General features: G+C 65.7%; 16 protein-coding genes. 8 read left to right on the top strand and 8 right to left on the bottom strand.

Annotated elements, in window-relative coordinates:
* Positions 1-67: 67 nt before the first annotated feature.
* Entirely contained in the window at positions 68-1,153 is a 1,086-nt protein-coding gene (locus tag DYE23_RS28210) for a phosphotransferase family protein (protein ID WP_115329145.1), read from the bottom strand.
* A 43-nt stretch (positions 1,154-1,196) separates the two neighbouring features.
* Between DYE23_RS28210 and DYE23_RS28205 the strand changes: the two genes are divergently transcribed.
* From DYE23_RS28205 to DYE23_RS28190, 4 genes are read left to right on the top strand one after another with little or no spacing between them, the layout of a single operon-like run.
* On the top strand, positions 1,197-2,255 hold the full coding sequence (locus tag DYE23_RS28205; protein WP_115328725.1) for a TIGR03857 family LLM class F420-dependent oxidoreductase: 1,059 nt from the start codon (positions 1,197-1,199) through the stop codon (positions 2,253-2,255).
* Between the two features lie 35 nt (positions 2,256-2,290).
* Positions 2,291-3,010 carry a hypothetical protein gene (locus DYE23_RS28200; RefSeq protein ID WP_172527858.1) on the top strand — a complete coding sequence of 240 codons (720 nt, stop codon included), beginning with the start codon at positions 2,291-2,293 and terminating at the stop codon, positions 3,008-3,010.
* Positions 3,007-3,597 (top strand): cytochrome c oxidase subunit 3, encoded by a 591-nt coding sequence (locus DYE23_RS28195; protein ID WP_264033118.1) that lies wholly within the window; start codon positions 3,007-3,009, stop codon positions 3,595-3,597. The genes DYE23_RS28200 and DYE23_RS28195 overlap by 4 nt, the downstream gene beginning before the upstream one ends.
* Positions 3,597-3,875, top strand: a complete 279-nt coding sequence (locus DYE23_RS28190; RefSeq protein WP_115328724.1) for a cytochrome C oxidase subunit IV family protein — start codon at positions 3,597-3,599, stop codon at positions 3,873-3,875. Before DYE23_RS28195 ends, DYE23_RS28190 begins: the two co-directional genes overlap by 1 nt.
* A 26-nt stretch (positions 3,876-3,901) precedes the next feature.
* Here the strand turns inward: DYE23_RS28190 and DYE23_RS28185 are convergent, their stop codons facing one another.
* From DYE23_RS28185 to DYE23_RS28170, 4 genes are read right to left on the bottom strand one after another with little or no spacing between them, the layout of a single operon-like run.
* The gene (locus tag DYE23_RS28185) at positions 3,902-4,825 is read right to left on the bottom strand and encodes an SDR family NAD(P)-dependent oxidoreductase (protein WP_115328723.1); all 924 of its coding nucleotides are present in this window, start codon (positions 4,823-4,825) and stop codon (positions 3,902-3,904) included.
* Positions 4,822-5,244, bottom strand: coding sequence for a Zn-ribbon domain-containing OB-fold protein (locus tag DYE23_RS28180; protein ID WP_115328722.1), 423 nt, complete (start codon positions 5,242-5,244; stop codon positions 4,822-4,824). Before DYE23_RS28180 ends, DYE23_RS28185 begins: the two co-directional genes overlap by 4 nt.
* A gap of 5 nt (positions 5,245-5,249) precedes the next feature.
* Positions 5,250-6,053, bottom strand: coding sequence for an enoyl-CoA hydratase/isomerase family protein (locus DYE23_RS28175; protein WP_115328721.1), 804 nt, complete (start codon positions 6,051-6,053; stop codon positions 5,250-5,252).
* Positions 6,050-7,321, bottom strand: a complete 1,272-nt coding sequence (locus DYE23_RS28170; protein ID WP_115328720.1) for a cytochrome P450 — start codon at positions 7,319-7,321, stop codon at positions 6,050-6,052. The genes DYE23_RS28175 and DYE23_RS28170 overlap by 4 nt, the downstream gene beginning before the upstream one ends.
* 169 nt (positions 7,322-7,490) lie before the next feature.
* On the opposite strand from DYE23_RS28170, the gene DYE23_RS28165 reads away from it, so the two are divergent.
* Complete coding sequence (locus DYE23_RS28165; RefSeq protein WP_115328719.1) at positions 7,491-8,591, top strand: Gfo/Idh/MocA family protein; 1,101 nt, start codon at positions 7,491-7,493, stop codon at positions 8,589-8,591.
* Positions 8,592-8,596: 5 nt separating this feature from the next.
* On the opposite strand, the gene DYE23_RS28160 is transcribed toward DYE23_RS28165, so the two are convergent.
* Positions 8,597-9,730: an NDMA-dependent alcohol dehydrogenase gene (locus DYE23_RS28160; RefSeq protein ID WP_115328718.1), complete on the bottom strand. Its 1,134-nt coding sequence runs from the start codon at positions 9,728-9,730 to the stop codon at positions 8,597-8,599.
* 19 nt (positions 9,731-9,749) lie between these two features.
* A complete protein-coding gene (locus tag DYE23_RS28155) occupies positions 9,750-11,210 on the bottom strand; it encodes an aldehyde dehydrogenase (protein ID WP_115328717.1) in 1,461 nt (486 codons plus the stop codon).
* Positions 11,211-11,288: 78 nt separating this feature from the next.
* Here DYE23_RS28155 and DYE23_RS28150 point away from each other — a divergent pair, with 78 nt between their 5' ends.
* From DYE23_RS28150 to DYE23_RS28140, 3 genes are read left to right on the top strand one after another with little or no spacing between them, the layout of a single operon-like run.
* Entirely contained in the window at positions 11,289-11,723 is a 435-nt protein-coding gene (locus DYE23_RS28150; RefSeq protein ID WP_172527857.1) for an FAS1-like dehydratase domain-containing protein, read from the top strand.
* Positions 11,720-12,169: a MaoC/PaaZ C-terminal domain-containing protein gene (locus DYE23_RS28145; protein WP_115328716.1), complete on the top strand. Its 450-nt coding sequence runs from the start codon at positions 11,720-11,722 to the stop codon at positions 12,167-12,169. Before DYE23_RS28150 ends, DYE23_RS28145 begins: the two co-directional genes overlap by 4 nt.
* A 12-nt stretch (positions 12,170-12,181) precedes the next feature.
* Positions 12,182-13,522, top strand: coding sequence for a TetR/AcrR family transcriptional regulator (locus tag DYE23_RS28140; RefSeq protein WP_115328715.1), 1,341 nt, complete (start codon positions 12,182-12,184; stop codon positions 13,520-13,522).
* On the opposite strand, the gene DYE23_RS28135 is transcribed toward DYE23_RS28140, so the two are convergent.
* Positions 13,519-14,718, bottom strand: a complete 1,200-nt coding sequence (locus DYE23_RS28135; protein WP_172527956.1) for a CaiB/BaiF CoA transferase family protein — start codon at positions 14,716-14,718, stop codon at positions 13,519-13,521. The genes DYE23_RS28140 and DYE23_RS28135 overlap by 4 nt on opposite strands.
* Positions 14,719-14,783: the final 65 nt, after the last annotated feature.

Below are 14,783 nucleotides of genomic sequence, written 5' to 3'. Positions count from 1 at the left end.
CGCACCAGGGTCACGTCGTGGTCGGGGCGGCGCCACCCGCGGGCTGGTGAACTGGCCTGACCAAGGTTCAGAGCCGGTCGAGATAGTGCTCGACCAGTCCGACCGACATGCGGGGATAACTTTGAGCCGTCACCACATCTAAGCCGTCACGCTCGAGCAGCCGGGCGAGCCGATTGTTGATCAGCGACAGAACAAAGGCGGCTATCAGCTGGTAGTAGGCGATGTCGCCGGTGAGGGTCCCACCGAATTCGAGGTAGCGCCTGACGATCTCGTCGTCGTCCGGAATACCGGGCAGCCGGGTGAACCCCAGTGCTTCGCACAGAAAGCGCTCGAACATCAGCCACCAACCGACGTCGATGTCCGGCGGCCCGGTGCCCGCAGTCTCCCAGTCGAACAACGCGACGACCGAGAGGTCGTCACCGAAGCTGATGTTTCCCACCCGGGCGTCGCCCCAGACCACAGTCTCCGCGTCTGTGTCGGGCGCCGCATCCACGATGACACGCAGCGCCTCGGCCAATGTGGCACCGCCTACCTGCATATCGGCATGGCACCATTCGTACCATCCGCGCAGTTTGTCGAGGTAGCGCTGCAGCGCTGTCCTACTCGGATCGGTCCCGCCACGGAAGAACGCCAGCGTGTCGGGGTCGTCGATGCGGTGAAGCGACACAAGCGCCTGCAACCCGTTGTCGCACAGCAGGCCTCGCTCGACGGGGGACAGTTCGACGGTCCAGCCTCGCTTGTGCCAACTAGGAACGTCGGATGGCGTTCGACCTCGCACCCGGCGCATCAGATAGAACGGCGATCCCAGAATCGATGCGTCGCGTTCGATACCGACGACGTGCGGCACTGGAATTGCATGTTCGGCAAGACGTTTCATAACCTCGGCCTGGCGCGGTGCGTCGGGCGTCGTGAACAGCTGGTGGTCCTCGGCCTGTGCACGCAGCACCAGGTCAGCGCTGTGGCGTTCGCCGGCCGGGTCCTTCCACGAGGCAGTGAAGAACGCTGTCTTTCCTGAGTAGCCGGCCGGTGGGGCGGTGAACTCGGAGATCTCGAAGTCGGTTGTGCCACCGGGCGCGAGGCTCGGCGGCAGCCAGGCCTGCAGAATGTCGCTCGTCCGACTACCGAATTGGCCGCGCGCAGATGTGTAAGCCATCATCCCCCTTCGCGGACCTGAACACTACTGTCAGAATAGCGGGATGGATGGCAGACAGCTCAGCGGCATAGCGCTCGGCGCTTACGTGCTCCCCGGACGCGTCGCCGACCCCGCGGTCGTCGTCGATCAGGCGAAGGCCGCCGAGCGTCTCGATCTGCACACCGTATGGCTCAGCGAGCGGTGGGGGACCAAGGATCTCGGGGTGATCGCAGGCGCGGTGAGCCAAGCCACCTCGAGGATCCGGATAGCCTCGGGCATCACCCATCTCCAGTCCCGGCATCCCGCACTGCTGGCGTCGCTGGCGATGACGGCTCAGGCGCTGTCGGGCGGACGATTCATGCTTGGCGTTGGACGCTCGGTCGACGCGATGTGGGCGGCGGTGGGGCTACCTCGTTCCACGAACGCGTCGATCGTCGACCACGCTGACATCTTCCGCCGACTGTGCCGGGGTGAGAAGGTCAGCTACGACGGACCCGCGGGCAGGTACCCGTCGTTGCGGCTCAACGACCTACCGGATCAGCCGGTGCCGCCAGTGGTCTTCGCGGCGATCGGACCCAAGGGCCTGGAGCTCGCGGGTCGCCACTTCGACGGCGTGCTGCTGCATCCGTTCCTGACCCCCGCCGCCGTCGAGCGTTCGGTACGGCGCGTCCGGGACGCCGAGCGCACAGCGGGCCGCCCGGTGGGCAGTGTGCGGGTGTACGCCACTGTTGTGGTCGCGTGCGAGCTGCCCGCCGAGGAGGAGCTCGCTGTAGTGGACGCTCGGGCGGTGACGTACTACCAGATTCCGGGATTCGGCGAGCGATTGGCGGCAGTCAACGGGTGGGATCCGGAACCATTGAGCAGGTTGCGAAGTCATCCGCTACTTGCCGGTGTCAGGGGTTCGGCGGACTCGGTGCTCACCCGCGAGGAACTCGTCGAGGCCGCCTCCGCATTACCTGGGCCGTGGACGGCGGAGGCGGCGGCGGTCGGGTCGGCGCGCTCCTGCCATCTGATGTTCGAACGCTTCCGCGATGCGGGTGCCGACGAATTGGTACTGCACAGCAGCACGCCCGACCGATTCGACGCCCTGTTCAACGGCGCCGAAGCAAAATCATCAAACTAGTTAAACATTGAGCGGATTAGACCTACACTTCGCCCGTGGACTTGAAACTCCAACGCATCGCCGCGTGGGGCGGAGTTGTCATGCTCGCGCTGTTCTTCGTCTTCTTCATGCTCATCGCCAAGCTCATCCCGCCGCTCTCGCCGACCGCGAGCGCCCAGTCCATCGCCGACTTTCTCGTCGCCAACAAGCTGCGGGTGCGAGTCGGCCTGGCGTTCAGCCTGCTCGCCGCATGCCTCGCGCTGCCGTGGTTGGCCACCATCTGCCTGCGGGTGCGACGGGTCGAAGGCAAGTGGGGTGTGCTGTCGGTGACCCAGATCTTCGGTGGCGTCATCTTCGTGCCGGGCTTTCTGTTCCCGATGATGGTGATGGCCACCGCAGCGTTTCGGCCCGAAGAGCGTGATCCCCAGATCACCCAGGCGCTCAACGACGTTTTCTGGTTGATGTTCGTCGGCATCGTGGGAACCCTGGTCGTGCAGGCCGTGGTGCTCACGACCGCGTCGTTCGTCGACCGCACGGAACCGGGGACGTTCCCGCGGTGGTTCGGCTACCTCAACGCCTGGTACGCCTTGCTCGCGCTGCCCGGCGGCGCGGTGATGGTCTTCAACAGCGGGCCGCTGGCGTGGAACGGCGTCTTCGCGTTCTGGATTCCGTTGGTGGCGTTCAGTGTCTGGATGATCGCGGTGACGCTGGTGCTGCTCCGCTCGATCAGTGCGGAGCAGGCCGCCGAGCGATCCCTCACCCTCGTGGCTTCGTGACAGTTCATGCATCTTCGCTGACCGCGACGCCGACGCGGCGCGTGCCCGGTGAGAGCGGCACGTGGGTGTTCCTGTTCGGCGACATGCTGGTATTCGGCGCGTTTTTCGCCACCTTCATGGTCGAGCGGGCCAAGAACCCCGAACAGTTCGACCTCGCGCGCAAGACGCTGCACCTCGGGGTTGGGTTCACCAACACGCTGGTACTGCTGACGAGTTCACTGCTCGTGGTCATCACGTTGCGTGCGCTGCGGTCGGGAGCCCGGCACATCGCGCGCTCGGCCACCGTGGCGGCAATGGCGTGGGGCGGAGTGTTCATCGCCCTCAAGACCTTCGAGTACTACTCGTTGGTGACCGGTGGACACGCGGTCATCGCCAATCACTTCTACCTGTACTACTTCATCCTCACCGGTATACATCTGCTTCACGTCTGTGTCGGTATTACGGTGCTGACATTCCTGCTCACCCAGACGCGGCGGCACGAACTCGGACCAACGCGGATGGCCGTCGTGGAGGGCGGGGCTTGTTTCTGGCACCTCGTCGACCTGCTGTGGATCGTGCTGTTTCCGCTGCTGTACCTGGTGTCGTGATGCCGGGCCCCTCCGTATTGGCCTTCGTCCGTGGCCGCGCGGGCGTGTCCTGGCTGGTGTTGATCGCAGCGACGGTGGTGTCCTTCGCTCTGGGCGCCGACCATGGCACCGGTTCGGCGATGGCGGTCGTCATCCTTGGGATCGCCGCGATCAAGATACGGCTCGTCGGGCTCGACTTCATGGAACTGCGAAACGCTCCAAAGCCTCTGCGGATCGCATTCGAGGGATATTGCGTGGCGCTGTGGGCCTTGCTGTCCGGGCTATACCTATTTCTGTGACCGTTTGTGCAACGTCCGGCAGCGCGTCAGCCGCCCAGTCGCAGGCCGGTGTTACGCGTCCCGAACACGTCGGTGGCCATGATGGCACCGAGTTTGTTTGCATCCCATCGCTTTTGGCCGTTGGAGACCGACGTCACCGGATGCCAGCCCTTGAGCAGCTGCAGATGCTCGCCCATGGCCCGGATCACCTGACCGCTGACATGGCCGGCTTCGGGACTGGCGAGCCACGCCACCACGGGAGAGCCCAGCGACGGGTCCTTGGGATCGAATTCGTCCTCGGCGCGCTCGTCGGGCTCGATGGCCGCCTCTGCTCCCGGCATGGACGCGGACATGCGCGTGCGTCCACCAGGACTGATGGCGTTCACGGTGGCGCCGATCGATGCGAGCTCGAGACTGAGCGTCTGGGTCAGGCCCACGATCGCCGACTTCGCGGTGCTGTAGTTCGTCTGACCGAAGTGGCCGTGCAGGCCGGCGCCCGAGGTGGTGTTGATGATGCGGCCATAGACTTTTGCGCCGGATTCCTTGGATTCCGCGCGCCATTTCCGCGCGACCGCGCGGCTGGTCAGCCAGCTGCCGCGCACGTGCACCCGCATCACCAGGTCGAAGTCGTCGGCCGTCATGTTCCATATCGCCTTGTCGCGCACGATGCCCGCGTTGTTGACCACGATGTCAAGCCTGCCCAGCTGCGAGTAGGCGCGTTCCACGGCAAGGTCTACCTGCTGCTCGTCGCCCACGTCGCTGAAGTCGGACACCGCGCTGCCACCGCGGCTCTCGATGATCGAGACGACCTCGTCGGCGACCTTGCCGGTGCCCTCGCCGGAAAGGGTGGTGCCAAGGTCATTGACGATCACCGTCGCGCCATGCTTGGCCAGTTCGAGTGCGTGGCCACGGCCGATGCCATGCCCGGCGCCGGTCACCAGGGCGACCTTGCCGTCGAGTAGTCCGGTCATGAGTCCTCTCTTGGGGTGAATATCGTGAGATACGGGCTGTCGGGATCTGTCTCGTCTACGGGCCGGAAAATCGCGGTGACGGGCATTCCGACCCGAAGACGCTCGGGTTCGACGCCCTCGATGGCGGTCATCAGCCGCGGGCCTTCGGGCAGCTCGACGATCGCGGCAACGTAGGGCAGTCGCGAGCTGAACGGAGTCAGATCATTCACGTACACCGTCGAATACGTGTACAGGATTCCGGTTCCGCTGGCCTGAACAGGGTGGACGTCGTCGCTCCAGCAGAAGGGGCAGAACGGCCGCGGGTAGTGATGCACCCGCCCGCACGGCCGGCACTTGGCGATCAGCAGGTGACCCTGCCGCGCCGCGGCCCAATACGGCTCGCTGACCTGGTCGATGACCGGGATGTCGGCGCGCGCCATCTACTTCACCACCCGGTGAACTCGGTCGGGCGCTTGTCGATGAACGCCTGCACACCCTCTTTCGAGTCATGTGAGTAGGACTGGATCTCCTGGGCCATCGCCTCGGCGACGAACGCCCCGGACCGATCGGTGTCGGGGGAGTCGTTGAGGAGTCGCTTGGTGAACGCGATGGCGCTCGTCGGTGCCGCCGCCAGTCGCCCGGCGAAGTCGGCCACCGCCGCGTCCAACTCAGCCGGGGCGACCATGCGGTTCACCAGACCGAGTGCCAACGCTTCGGCTGCCGTCAGGCGCTCTCCGAAGAAGGCCATCTCTTTTGCCTTCTGCATGCCGATCCTTCGAGGCAGCAGGTAGCACCCTCCACCGTCGACAACCAGCCCGCGCTTGACGAATGACTCAGCGAAATAGGAATTTTCGGTGGCGATCACGAGATCGGACGCATAGACAATGTGGGCCCCCAGGCCTGTCGCAGCACCCTGCACCGCGGCGATCACCGGCTTGTGGCAATCCAACACGCTGGCAACCAATTTCTGGGCCCCGTTCATGATGCGTCGCGTCGGCTCCAGCACTCGCTTCTCGCCCCGCGCCCGCCGGTCCGCCAGCGAAGCCACGTCAGCGCCCGAGCAGAAGTGTTTCCCGTTGGCGCGCAACACCACCGCGCGTACTTTCTCGTCGTCCGCGGCGGCGGCCAGCAGCGCGATGATCGTGTCGCGGTCGTCGGGCCGGACCGCGTTCGCGGCCTCTGGCCGATTGAGGGTGATTGTGAGGATGCCATCGGTGGTGTCGGATAGCACGGCCGCAGTGGTGTTCATGGTGTGTAGGTCGCCTCGAGGTGTTTGATGCCGTTGACGAAGTTGGATCTCAGCATGACCGGCTCGCTGGCAGCGCTGATGTCGGGGTAGCGGTCGTAGAGCATCTGGAAGGCCACTTTCAATTCCAAGCGGGCGAGGTGGGCCCCGAGACAATAGTGAGGGCCGGGTCCCCCGAAGGCGATGTGGTTGTTGGGCTTTCGTGCGATGTCGAACGCCTCGGGGTCGGCGAATACAGCGGGGTCGCGATTAGCGGCCGGATACCAGACGACTACTTTGTCCCCGGCGGCGAAGGTGTGTGTCACCTGCCCGTCCGCGTCTGTCAGCGTCACACCGTCGCGGGTTACGGTGCGGCGCATGTGGATCACAGGACTCGCATACCGCAGAATCTCCTCGACGGCAGTCGGCGCCAACTCGTCGTAGTCCGCCAGCAGCCGGTCGCGTTGGTCCGGATGCGCGCTGAGGATCAGCAGGCCGTGCGTGAGCGCGTTGCGGGTGGTCTCGTTGCCCGCGCCGATCAGCAAGATGAAGAACTTCGCCAGTTCTTGCGGCGTCAAATTCTCCTCGTCGGAGGTGACGAGCTTGCTGATCACGTCGTTACGCGGCCGGGCGATGCGGTCTTCGGCGATACTTTTGAGCAGTTCGATGAGCCGCTCGCTGGCCTCGGAGACCGCCGCCCCGATTCCCGCCGCGGTCTGATCGGGTACGTACTCCGGATCTGAGGCGCCGAGTACGACGTTGGTGGCATGGACGATGAACTGCTCGTGCTCCCGCGGCACCCCCAGCATGTTGTCGATGATGCGCAGCGGCAGCAGCGTGGCGAACGCCGAGACGAAGTCGCACTTCCCGGTGCGGGGCATCTCGTCCAGGATCTCTGCGGTTGTCTCCTCCACCAAGCCACGCATCTCGGCGAGAATGCGCGGGGTGAACCCGCGGGAGACGATCTTGCGAAGCCGCATGTGCTCGGGGTCGTCCATGTCGATGATGGACCCGCGGTATTCGCGCATCTCGGCGGTCTGGTCGAAGATCTGGGTGCCATGCCCGGAGCAGAACTCGTCGGCTCGTCGGCTGATGTCGACCACATCGCGGTGTGCGCCGACCGCCCAAAAGCCGCGGGCGCGGGGAGCATCGGGCCGGTTGGTCCGCACGAAGACCGCGCCAGCGTCCCGCAGGCGCCGGTAAATCTCCGGGCGTTCTGCGGGATGTTCCTGCCACCACCGCAGGTCGATCAATGGTGCGAACTGTTGCTCGTCGACGTCGATCGCGCTCACAGCTCTAGATTCTGGCACTCATGTCACTTATAGGCAATGTCGGGTAGGCGTTAGTTGAGGGGATTGCGCGGTTTTCCCCTCCTTGATCCGCACCGATATCTAACATTAGTGTCACTAGTGGTCGAGTCCGCCAAGAGGCGATCGACAAAAGGACAGCCGAGGAGAGCACATGACGGACCGCACCCCGCTGAGAGTCGGCATCATCGGTGTGGGGTGGGGCGCGCACGTACAGGTGCCAGGTTTCCGGGCGGCGGCGGGCTTCGAGCCCGTTGCGCTCTGCGCCCGCACCCCGGATCGTCTGGAGCGCGTCTCGGCCAAGCTCGGGATCGAGGAGACGTCGACAGACTGGGAGTCGTTCGTCCAGCGTGACGACCTCGACGTGATCTCCGTCGCTACGCCGACGGTGCTGCACCGCGACATGACGCTGGCCGCCCTCGCCGCGGGCAAACCCGTGCTGTGCGAGAAGCCGCTTGCCGGCGACCCGGAGGCGGCCCGCGAGATGGTGCGTGCCGCCGCGGCAGCCGGCGTACCCACGGCATGCTGCTTTGAAAATCGCTGGAATCCGGACTGGCTCGCTGTTGCTGATCGGGTGCGTTCGGGGTTCCTCGGTGACCAGTACCTGGCACGGGTGAGCCGCAGCGCGTCTTACTGGCACCCGAGCCATCCGCCGCAGGCGCGCTGGATGTATGACCGGGAACAGGGTGGCGGCTACCTCGCCGGGATGCTGGTGCACGACCTCGACTTCGTGTGCAGCCTGTTCGGTGCGCCCGAGGAAGTATGTGCCGAGGTCACCGTCAGCGACCCCGTCCGTCACCTCGCCGACGGCGAGACCTTGCGAATCACCGCAGATGACACCGCAGCTGTGCTCATGCGGATGCCGTCCGGAATGACTGCGGTGCTCAGTGTCTCGGTGATGGGTGCGCATGCCGACCACTACCGCCTCGAGGTGTTCGGCTCCGAAGGCACCATCATCGGGGACGGCGATCTTCGATCGGCACGGTACTCGGCGGGTCTGGCCACCGATGACGGATTGACCCCGCTGCAGGTGGATGAGCGTGAACCCGCCCACCCGGACCAGCTGCCCACCGGCCTGGCCGGCCATGCCAGTCGGGCGATGGCGCTCATGCTCGAGGACTGGCTGCCCGCCTTCGACGGCGAGCCCAGTACCGCGGCCACGTTCGAGGACGGTCTGGTGTCACTCGCGGTGATCGACGCAGCGCACCGCTCCGCCCAGGGCGGTGGATGGGAACCGGTACACGCAAAGGCGTGAGCGGTTCAGCCCAGCGCGGCCTCGGCGGGCGGATAGATGAGCACGCCACGGATATTGGCACCGGCATGCATGTCGGCGTAGCCGTCGTTGACCTTCGCCAGGGGATAGGTGCGGGTGACCATCGCATCCAGGTCGACCTGTCCGGCACTGGAGAGCTCCAGGATCTTCGGGATGTCCGCCCGTGGATTGCCCGAGCCGTATAGGGTTCCGACGATCTGCTTCTCGGTGAGCGTGAGATCCATCAGGTTCGCTCGGACCTCGCGTTCCAACATCGGGTGGATATTGGTGACCACCAGCTTGCCGCGTTTGGCCGTCATTGCCAGCGCCTGCCCGATGAGTTGACCATCACCGACGCCCATCGCGCAGATGAACTTGTCCACCCCGCGGTCCCAAGTCGCCTCGGCAACAACATTTTTCGCCTCTTTCCAATCCGCTGCCGTGTGGGTGGCGCCCATCTTGAGCGCCTCCTCCCGCTTGTACTCCGACGGGTCGATGACGGTGATCGTGCGGGCGCCCGCCAGTCGTGCACCCTGCACTGCCGCGGCGCCGATGCCACCCACGCCCGCAACAGCAACCGTGTCACCCGGTCGGACTTCGGCGGCATAGACAGATGATCCCCATCCGGTGATGAAGCCACAGCCCAGCAGGCACGCCCGGTCCAGCCGGTAGTGCTCCGGGATCTTGACGCAACTCGCCTCGTGAACGACGGTGTGGTGCGCGAATGATCCGACACCACAAGCCAGTGCGAGATCCTCGCCGTTCAGGTGGTGGCGTGCGGTTCCGTCGTGAATCTGCATGCCCGAGTAGATCTTTGCGCCAAGGTCACAGAGGCTTTGATGGCCCGTTGAGCACGACGGGCACCGGCCGCAGGACGGGATGAAGCTGAACACGACGTGGTCGCCGGGCGCGAGCCAGGACACGTGGTCGCCGACCGCCTTGACGACGCCCGCACCCTCGTGACCGCCGATGCAGGGCAGCCGGATCGGCATGTCGCCGGTGACGAGGTGGTCGTCGGAATGGCACATGCCCGAGGCATGCAGCTCGACGAGTACCTCAGTCGCCCTCGGCGGGTCCAGTTCGATGGTCTCGATCGACCATGGCGTGTTGCGCTCAAACAGCACGGCAGCCTGTGTCTGCATTCCGTGATTTCCTTCCGGCCTAACGGATGATGGCTTGGTATTCGACGAAGCCCGCGAGGCCCTCGGGGCCGCCTTCGCGACCGATGCCTGATTGCTTGAATCCGCCGAACGGACTGCCGAAATCGAGGACCGCGGTCGAGTTCACCGCCACCGAGCCGACCTGAAGTCGTGCTGCCACCTCAGCGGCCCGTTGCTCGTCGGCTGACCAGACCGCGCCCACCAAGCCGTAGCGGGAATCGTTGGCAATGCTGACCGCATCTTCTGCGTCCGGTTCGCTGTCGTCGTACGTTATGACGACGGCCACCGGACCGAAGACCTCCTCGCGAGCGATCTCCATGTCGTTGGTCGCCGCCACCAGCGCGGGCGCGACGAACCATCCTGGCAGGTTCGGTCGTTCGCCGCCGACGAGCACGGTGGCTCCTTCGTCCCGTGCCCGCTGCAGGAACCCTTCCGCCTTGTCGCGAGCGGCTTCGTTGATCAGTGGACCGATATCGGTGGATCTGTCCGCGGGGTCTCCGACGGTCAGCGCTTCGACGGCCACCTGGAGCGCGCTCACGAACTCGTCGTATCGGCTGCGGGGCAATAGGATACGCGTCAGCGCGGCACACAACTGACCGTTGTTGCCCATCACGCCGCCGACCAGACCCTTGACCGTCTGTTCCAGCGGCGCGTCGGGCAGCACGATGGCCGCCGACTTGCCTCCGAGTTCGGTGCTGCAGCGTCGCACTCTGGTGCCACACGCCGCGCCTATCTTGGCGCCGACCGTCGTAGATCCGGTGAAGCTGATTTTGTCGATCCCCGGATGCGCGACGAGCAGCTCGCCGGTCGAGGTGCCTCCGTTGACGACGTTGACCACACCGTCAGGGATGCCGGCCTGCTCGATCGCCTCCATCAGCACGCCGAAGGCCAGTGGTGCGTCCGGAGCGGGTTTGAGCACCACCGTGCAGCCGGCCGCCAAGGCGGGGCCGAGTTTGAGAGCGGCGATGAACAGCGGGGTGTTCCACGGGACGATCGCGCCCACGACACCGATGGGCACCTGGCGTACCTCCACGGTTCCACCGGTCATCGAGGGGCGAGTGGCGACGAACGGATACTCGGGTGCGATCGCGGCATAGGCCTTCAATACGCCGGTGGCGGTGAGGACCTGCCCGAAGGTGCTCCACGACCGCGGCGAGCCGATCTCCGCCGTGGCCAGATCGGCCAGTTCGCCCTTGCGGGCGGTCAACGCGTCGGCGAGCCTGCCCAGCGCGGCGCCCCGGTCGGCGGGGGAGACCTGCCTCCACGTCACCAACGCTGCACGCGCTGCGACGACAGCGGCATCAACCTCTTCGGCGCCCGCCACGCCGATCGCGCCCACCACTTGGCCCGTAGCCGGTGACGTCACCTCCACAGTTTCCGCGAGTGCACCTGCAGCCCACTTTCCCGCTACGTAGCTCGCCGCCAACTCGACCATGGGCACCGATTCTGGCAGCAATGTCATTTTCAGACAAGCGGCTCATTGGGGATGATGAGAGATCAACCTACCCGTGGAGAAGATATTCTGACACTATTGGTCACTATGACCGGTATGCCTGACAGTGATAGCAACGAGACCGAGGGCCGCCAGTGGGAAGTGGTCGTCGAGCGGGGCAAGATCGCGGAGTTCGCCGAGGCCATGCTCTCCGACAACCCAGACTTCCGCGGACCCGACGCGATCGTGCCACCGACCTTCCTCACCACCGCCGCCCGCTGGGCGCCGCCCGGCGTGCGCGTCAATGTGGGGTTCGACCGAAAGCGACTGCTTCACGGCGAGCAGGAATACACCTTCCACGGCGAGGTGCCCACCGCCGGCGCGGTCCTGACCGCGCGGGAGCGTCTCGTCGAGCGATTCTCCAAACCAGGTAAGCGGGGCGGCACCATGCAGTTCGCCACCGTCGTCACCGAATACCGCGATCCACAAGGAGCACTCGTGGCGGAGGCCAGGGCGACCTTCATCGAGATGGCCGCGAAGTGAGCGCCGCAGCACAGGTGGAAACGCCGGCGCCGGCACGAGAGTTCGGCCCGCTCACCCGTCAGATGTTCGTCCGCTACGCCGGGGCGTCCGGCGACCTCAACCCGATGCACTACGACGACGAATTCGCTCGCTCGGCGGGGTATCCGTCGGTGTTCGGGCAGGGGATGTTCTCCGCGGCCCTGCTGGCCGGATTCGCCTCCGATTGGCTCGGGGCAGGCAACGTGCGCCGATTCGGGGTGCGTTTCCGTGAACAGGTGTGGCCCGGTGACGTGCTCACCTGCTCGGGGACGATCGTTGACGTCACCGAGGAGCCGGGCGCGGACCGGGTGACAGTGGAGTTGGCGGCCACCCGCCAAACGGGCGGGGTGGCTGTGACCGGCTCGGCGGAGTTCCTGATTCCGCGAAACACGACAGCGAGCGGCGCCGTCAGCCCAGCCAGACCATAGGCTGGACGCATCATGTCCGAAGCATCGATCGTCCGCCGGGCCAGCTACGGCCCATCGAGTCCTGCCATCGGTGCCCGTGGTGCCAGTACCCGCACCCGGATCACCGAGGTCTCGCTGGAGTTGTTCGGACGGCTCGGATACTTCGACACGTCGGTCGATGCGATCGCCAAGGCGGCGGGAGTGTCGCGGGCCACGCTCTACCAGTACTTCAGGGGCAAGGACGAGATCTTCCTCGAGTTGCTCAACGAATGCGGTAGCGCGCTGTTCCGGGTGGCGCGGCGCATCGGTCCTCTCGGGCCGGACGAGGTCGGCTTCGACAACCTCAATTGGTGGTTGGGCGAGTGGAGTTGGGTGTTCGAGAAGTACTCAACGATGTTCGTCCAGTGGACGGCGATCGCCTCGTCGGACGCGAACGTCCGGCCCGAAATCGCCCGCTTCGTCCGCAGCTACAACCACCGGGTGGCCGAACGCCTCGCCGCCTCGGGTGTGACAGGGATCGATCCTGAGATCGCGGCCATGACGATGACCGCCCTCGTGCACCGCATCAACCTGTTCGTCCACACCGACGGCGCCTACGGCCGCAGCGCCAAGGATGCCGTCGACACTTTGTCGGTGTTCCTGCAGTTGGTGCTGTTTCCCGACACCCCCGCCGCTGTGTTGACCTCGCTACGGCTGCGCGCCAGCAACGACCCCGCCGCCGAGGTGGATGCGGTGGAGGTTCCTGAGGAACCGAACGTCGCGGGACTGTCCATCAGCGAGCGCACCGCCCACCTCAGCAAGCGGGCGGTGGCCACCGTGACCGCGCTGGCCGACGCGGGCGCCGCGCAGTTCCGGGCCCGCGGATATCGCAGTACCAGCGTCGACGACATCGTGGAGGCCGCGGCCGTGGCGCGGGGCACCTTCTACAAGTACTTCAGCGACAAGCAGGATCTGCTAGCGGCTATCGCCAGCGAAATCTACGGTGCCGCAATGGCATTCGCGGACCGGATCGCCCTGCTGGATCCCGTCGCCGACGAATCCACGCTTCAGCACTGGCTGGCCACCTACGTCGAGTTCTACGACAGGTATTCCGGTTGCATCGACGTGTGGGCCGAAGGCGCCACCGACGACGCCACCGTCCTCGGCATCGGCGAGCACGGTCAGGTGCTCATGGACCTCGGTGCGGCACGGATGCTGATCCGGCGACCGGGTGTCTACCCGTTCGACCCCGTGGTCTCCGCGCTGATCGTGCGCGCGCTGGTCACGCGGGTGCCGCAGGCCACTCTGGATCTGCCCCACCCCGTCGACGACGACGAGATCGTCACCTTGCTGATGACTTGTATCAAGCGGGGCTTCTTCGGGCGCTCGACCTAGCCGGACGTCACTCCCGCATCGAAGAGGCCGTCGATCGCTTCGGGCGAAAACCCAAGTTCCCGCAGGATCGTTCTGCTGTGCGCGCCCAGGGCGGGCACGTCACCCATCGAAGGCTCGACGCCACCGAGTGCAACCGGCGGCGCCAACGCGTCTGCATCCCCGCCCGGGGTGCGTACCGTGCGCCAGCGGTCACGGCCGGTCAGCACCGGATGGTGCGCCAGTTGCTCGACGTCGTTCATCCGCGCGTGGGCGACACCGGCGAGCCGCAGGCGCTGCTCGAAGGCGTCGGTGCGTATGCCCCCGGCCGTCGCGCTGATGATCGGCTCGAGTTCGTTGCGGTGTGCGACCCGGTCGGGATTCGTCGCGAACCGGGAGTCGGTGATCAACTCGGGCGCTTCCAATACGACTTCGCAGAAGCGCTGCCATTCGGGCGTATTCTGCACCGCCAGCAACACCGTGTCGCCATCACGGGAAATGAACGGCCCGTACGGCGCAATCGTCGGGTGGCGCGCTCCCGTGAGTAGAGGTGGAGTGCCTCCGTAGCGGCCGTAGTAGAGGGGCTGTGACATCCACTCCACGAGCGCGTCGAACAGCGACACCGACACCGGCCGAACCACGCCGGTCATTGCCCGCGTGTAGAGCGCGGTGAGGATGCCCGAAAAGGTGAACATCCCGGCGGCGATGTCGGCGATGGATACACCGGTGCGCGCCACGTTGCCGGGCGAACCTGTCACGGACAACAGTCCGGCTTCGGCCTGGATCAACAGGTCATAGGCCTTGCGGTCTGCCCATGGGCCGTCTTTCCCGTAGCCACTGATGGTCGCGGTGATGATCCTTGGATGCGAGGCCGCGACCGCATCGGCGTCGAGTCCCATGCGGGCGGCCGCGCCCGGCCCGAGATTGTGGACGAGCACGTCGGCCGTCTCCAGAAGCTGGTGCACGATGGCCAGCCCGTCTGGGTGCTTGAGATCGACGGCCAGCGACTCCTTGCCGCGGTTGAGCCAGAAGAAATAGCTCGATTCGCCTCGGACGGTGTGGTCGTAGCCGCGGGCGAAGTCGCCGCCAGGGGGCCGTTCGACTTTCACGACACGTGCGCCGAGGTCAGCGAGCTGTCGGGTCGCGTACGGCGCGGCCACGGCCTGCTCGAGGCTCACGACGCTGATGCCCGAGAGCGGCTCCTGCTCCGGCGCGGAGATACTCACGGTGCGATACTCCCATGCGGTATGACGTTGATGTCAGATTAACAATGCCACAGACCGCG

The sequence above is a fragment of the Mycolicibacterium gilvum genome (genome assembly GCF_900454025.1).
Lineage (GTDB): Bacteria > Actinomycetota > Actinomycetes > Mycobacteriales > Mycobacteriaceae > Mycobacterium > Mycobacterium gilvum.
The sequence above is the reverse complement of the archived record's forward strand: the minus strand, read 5'-3'. Positions and strand labels throughout refer to the sequence as shown.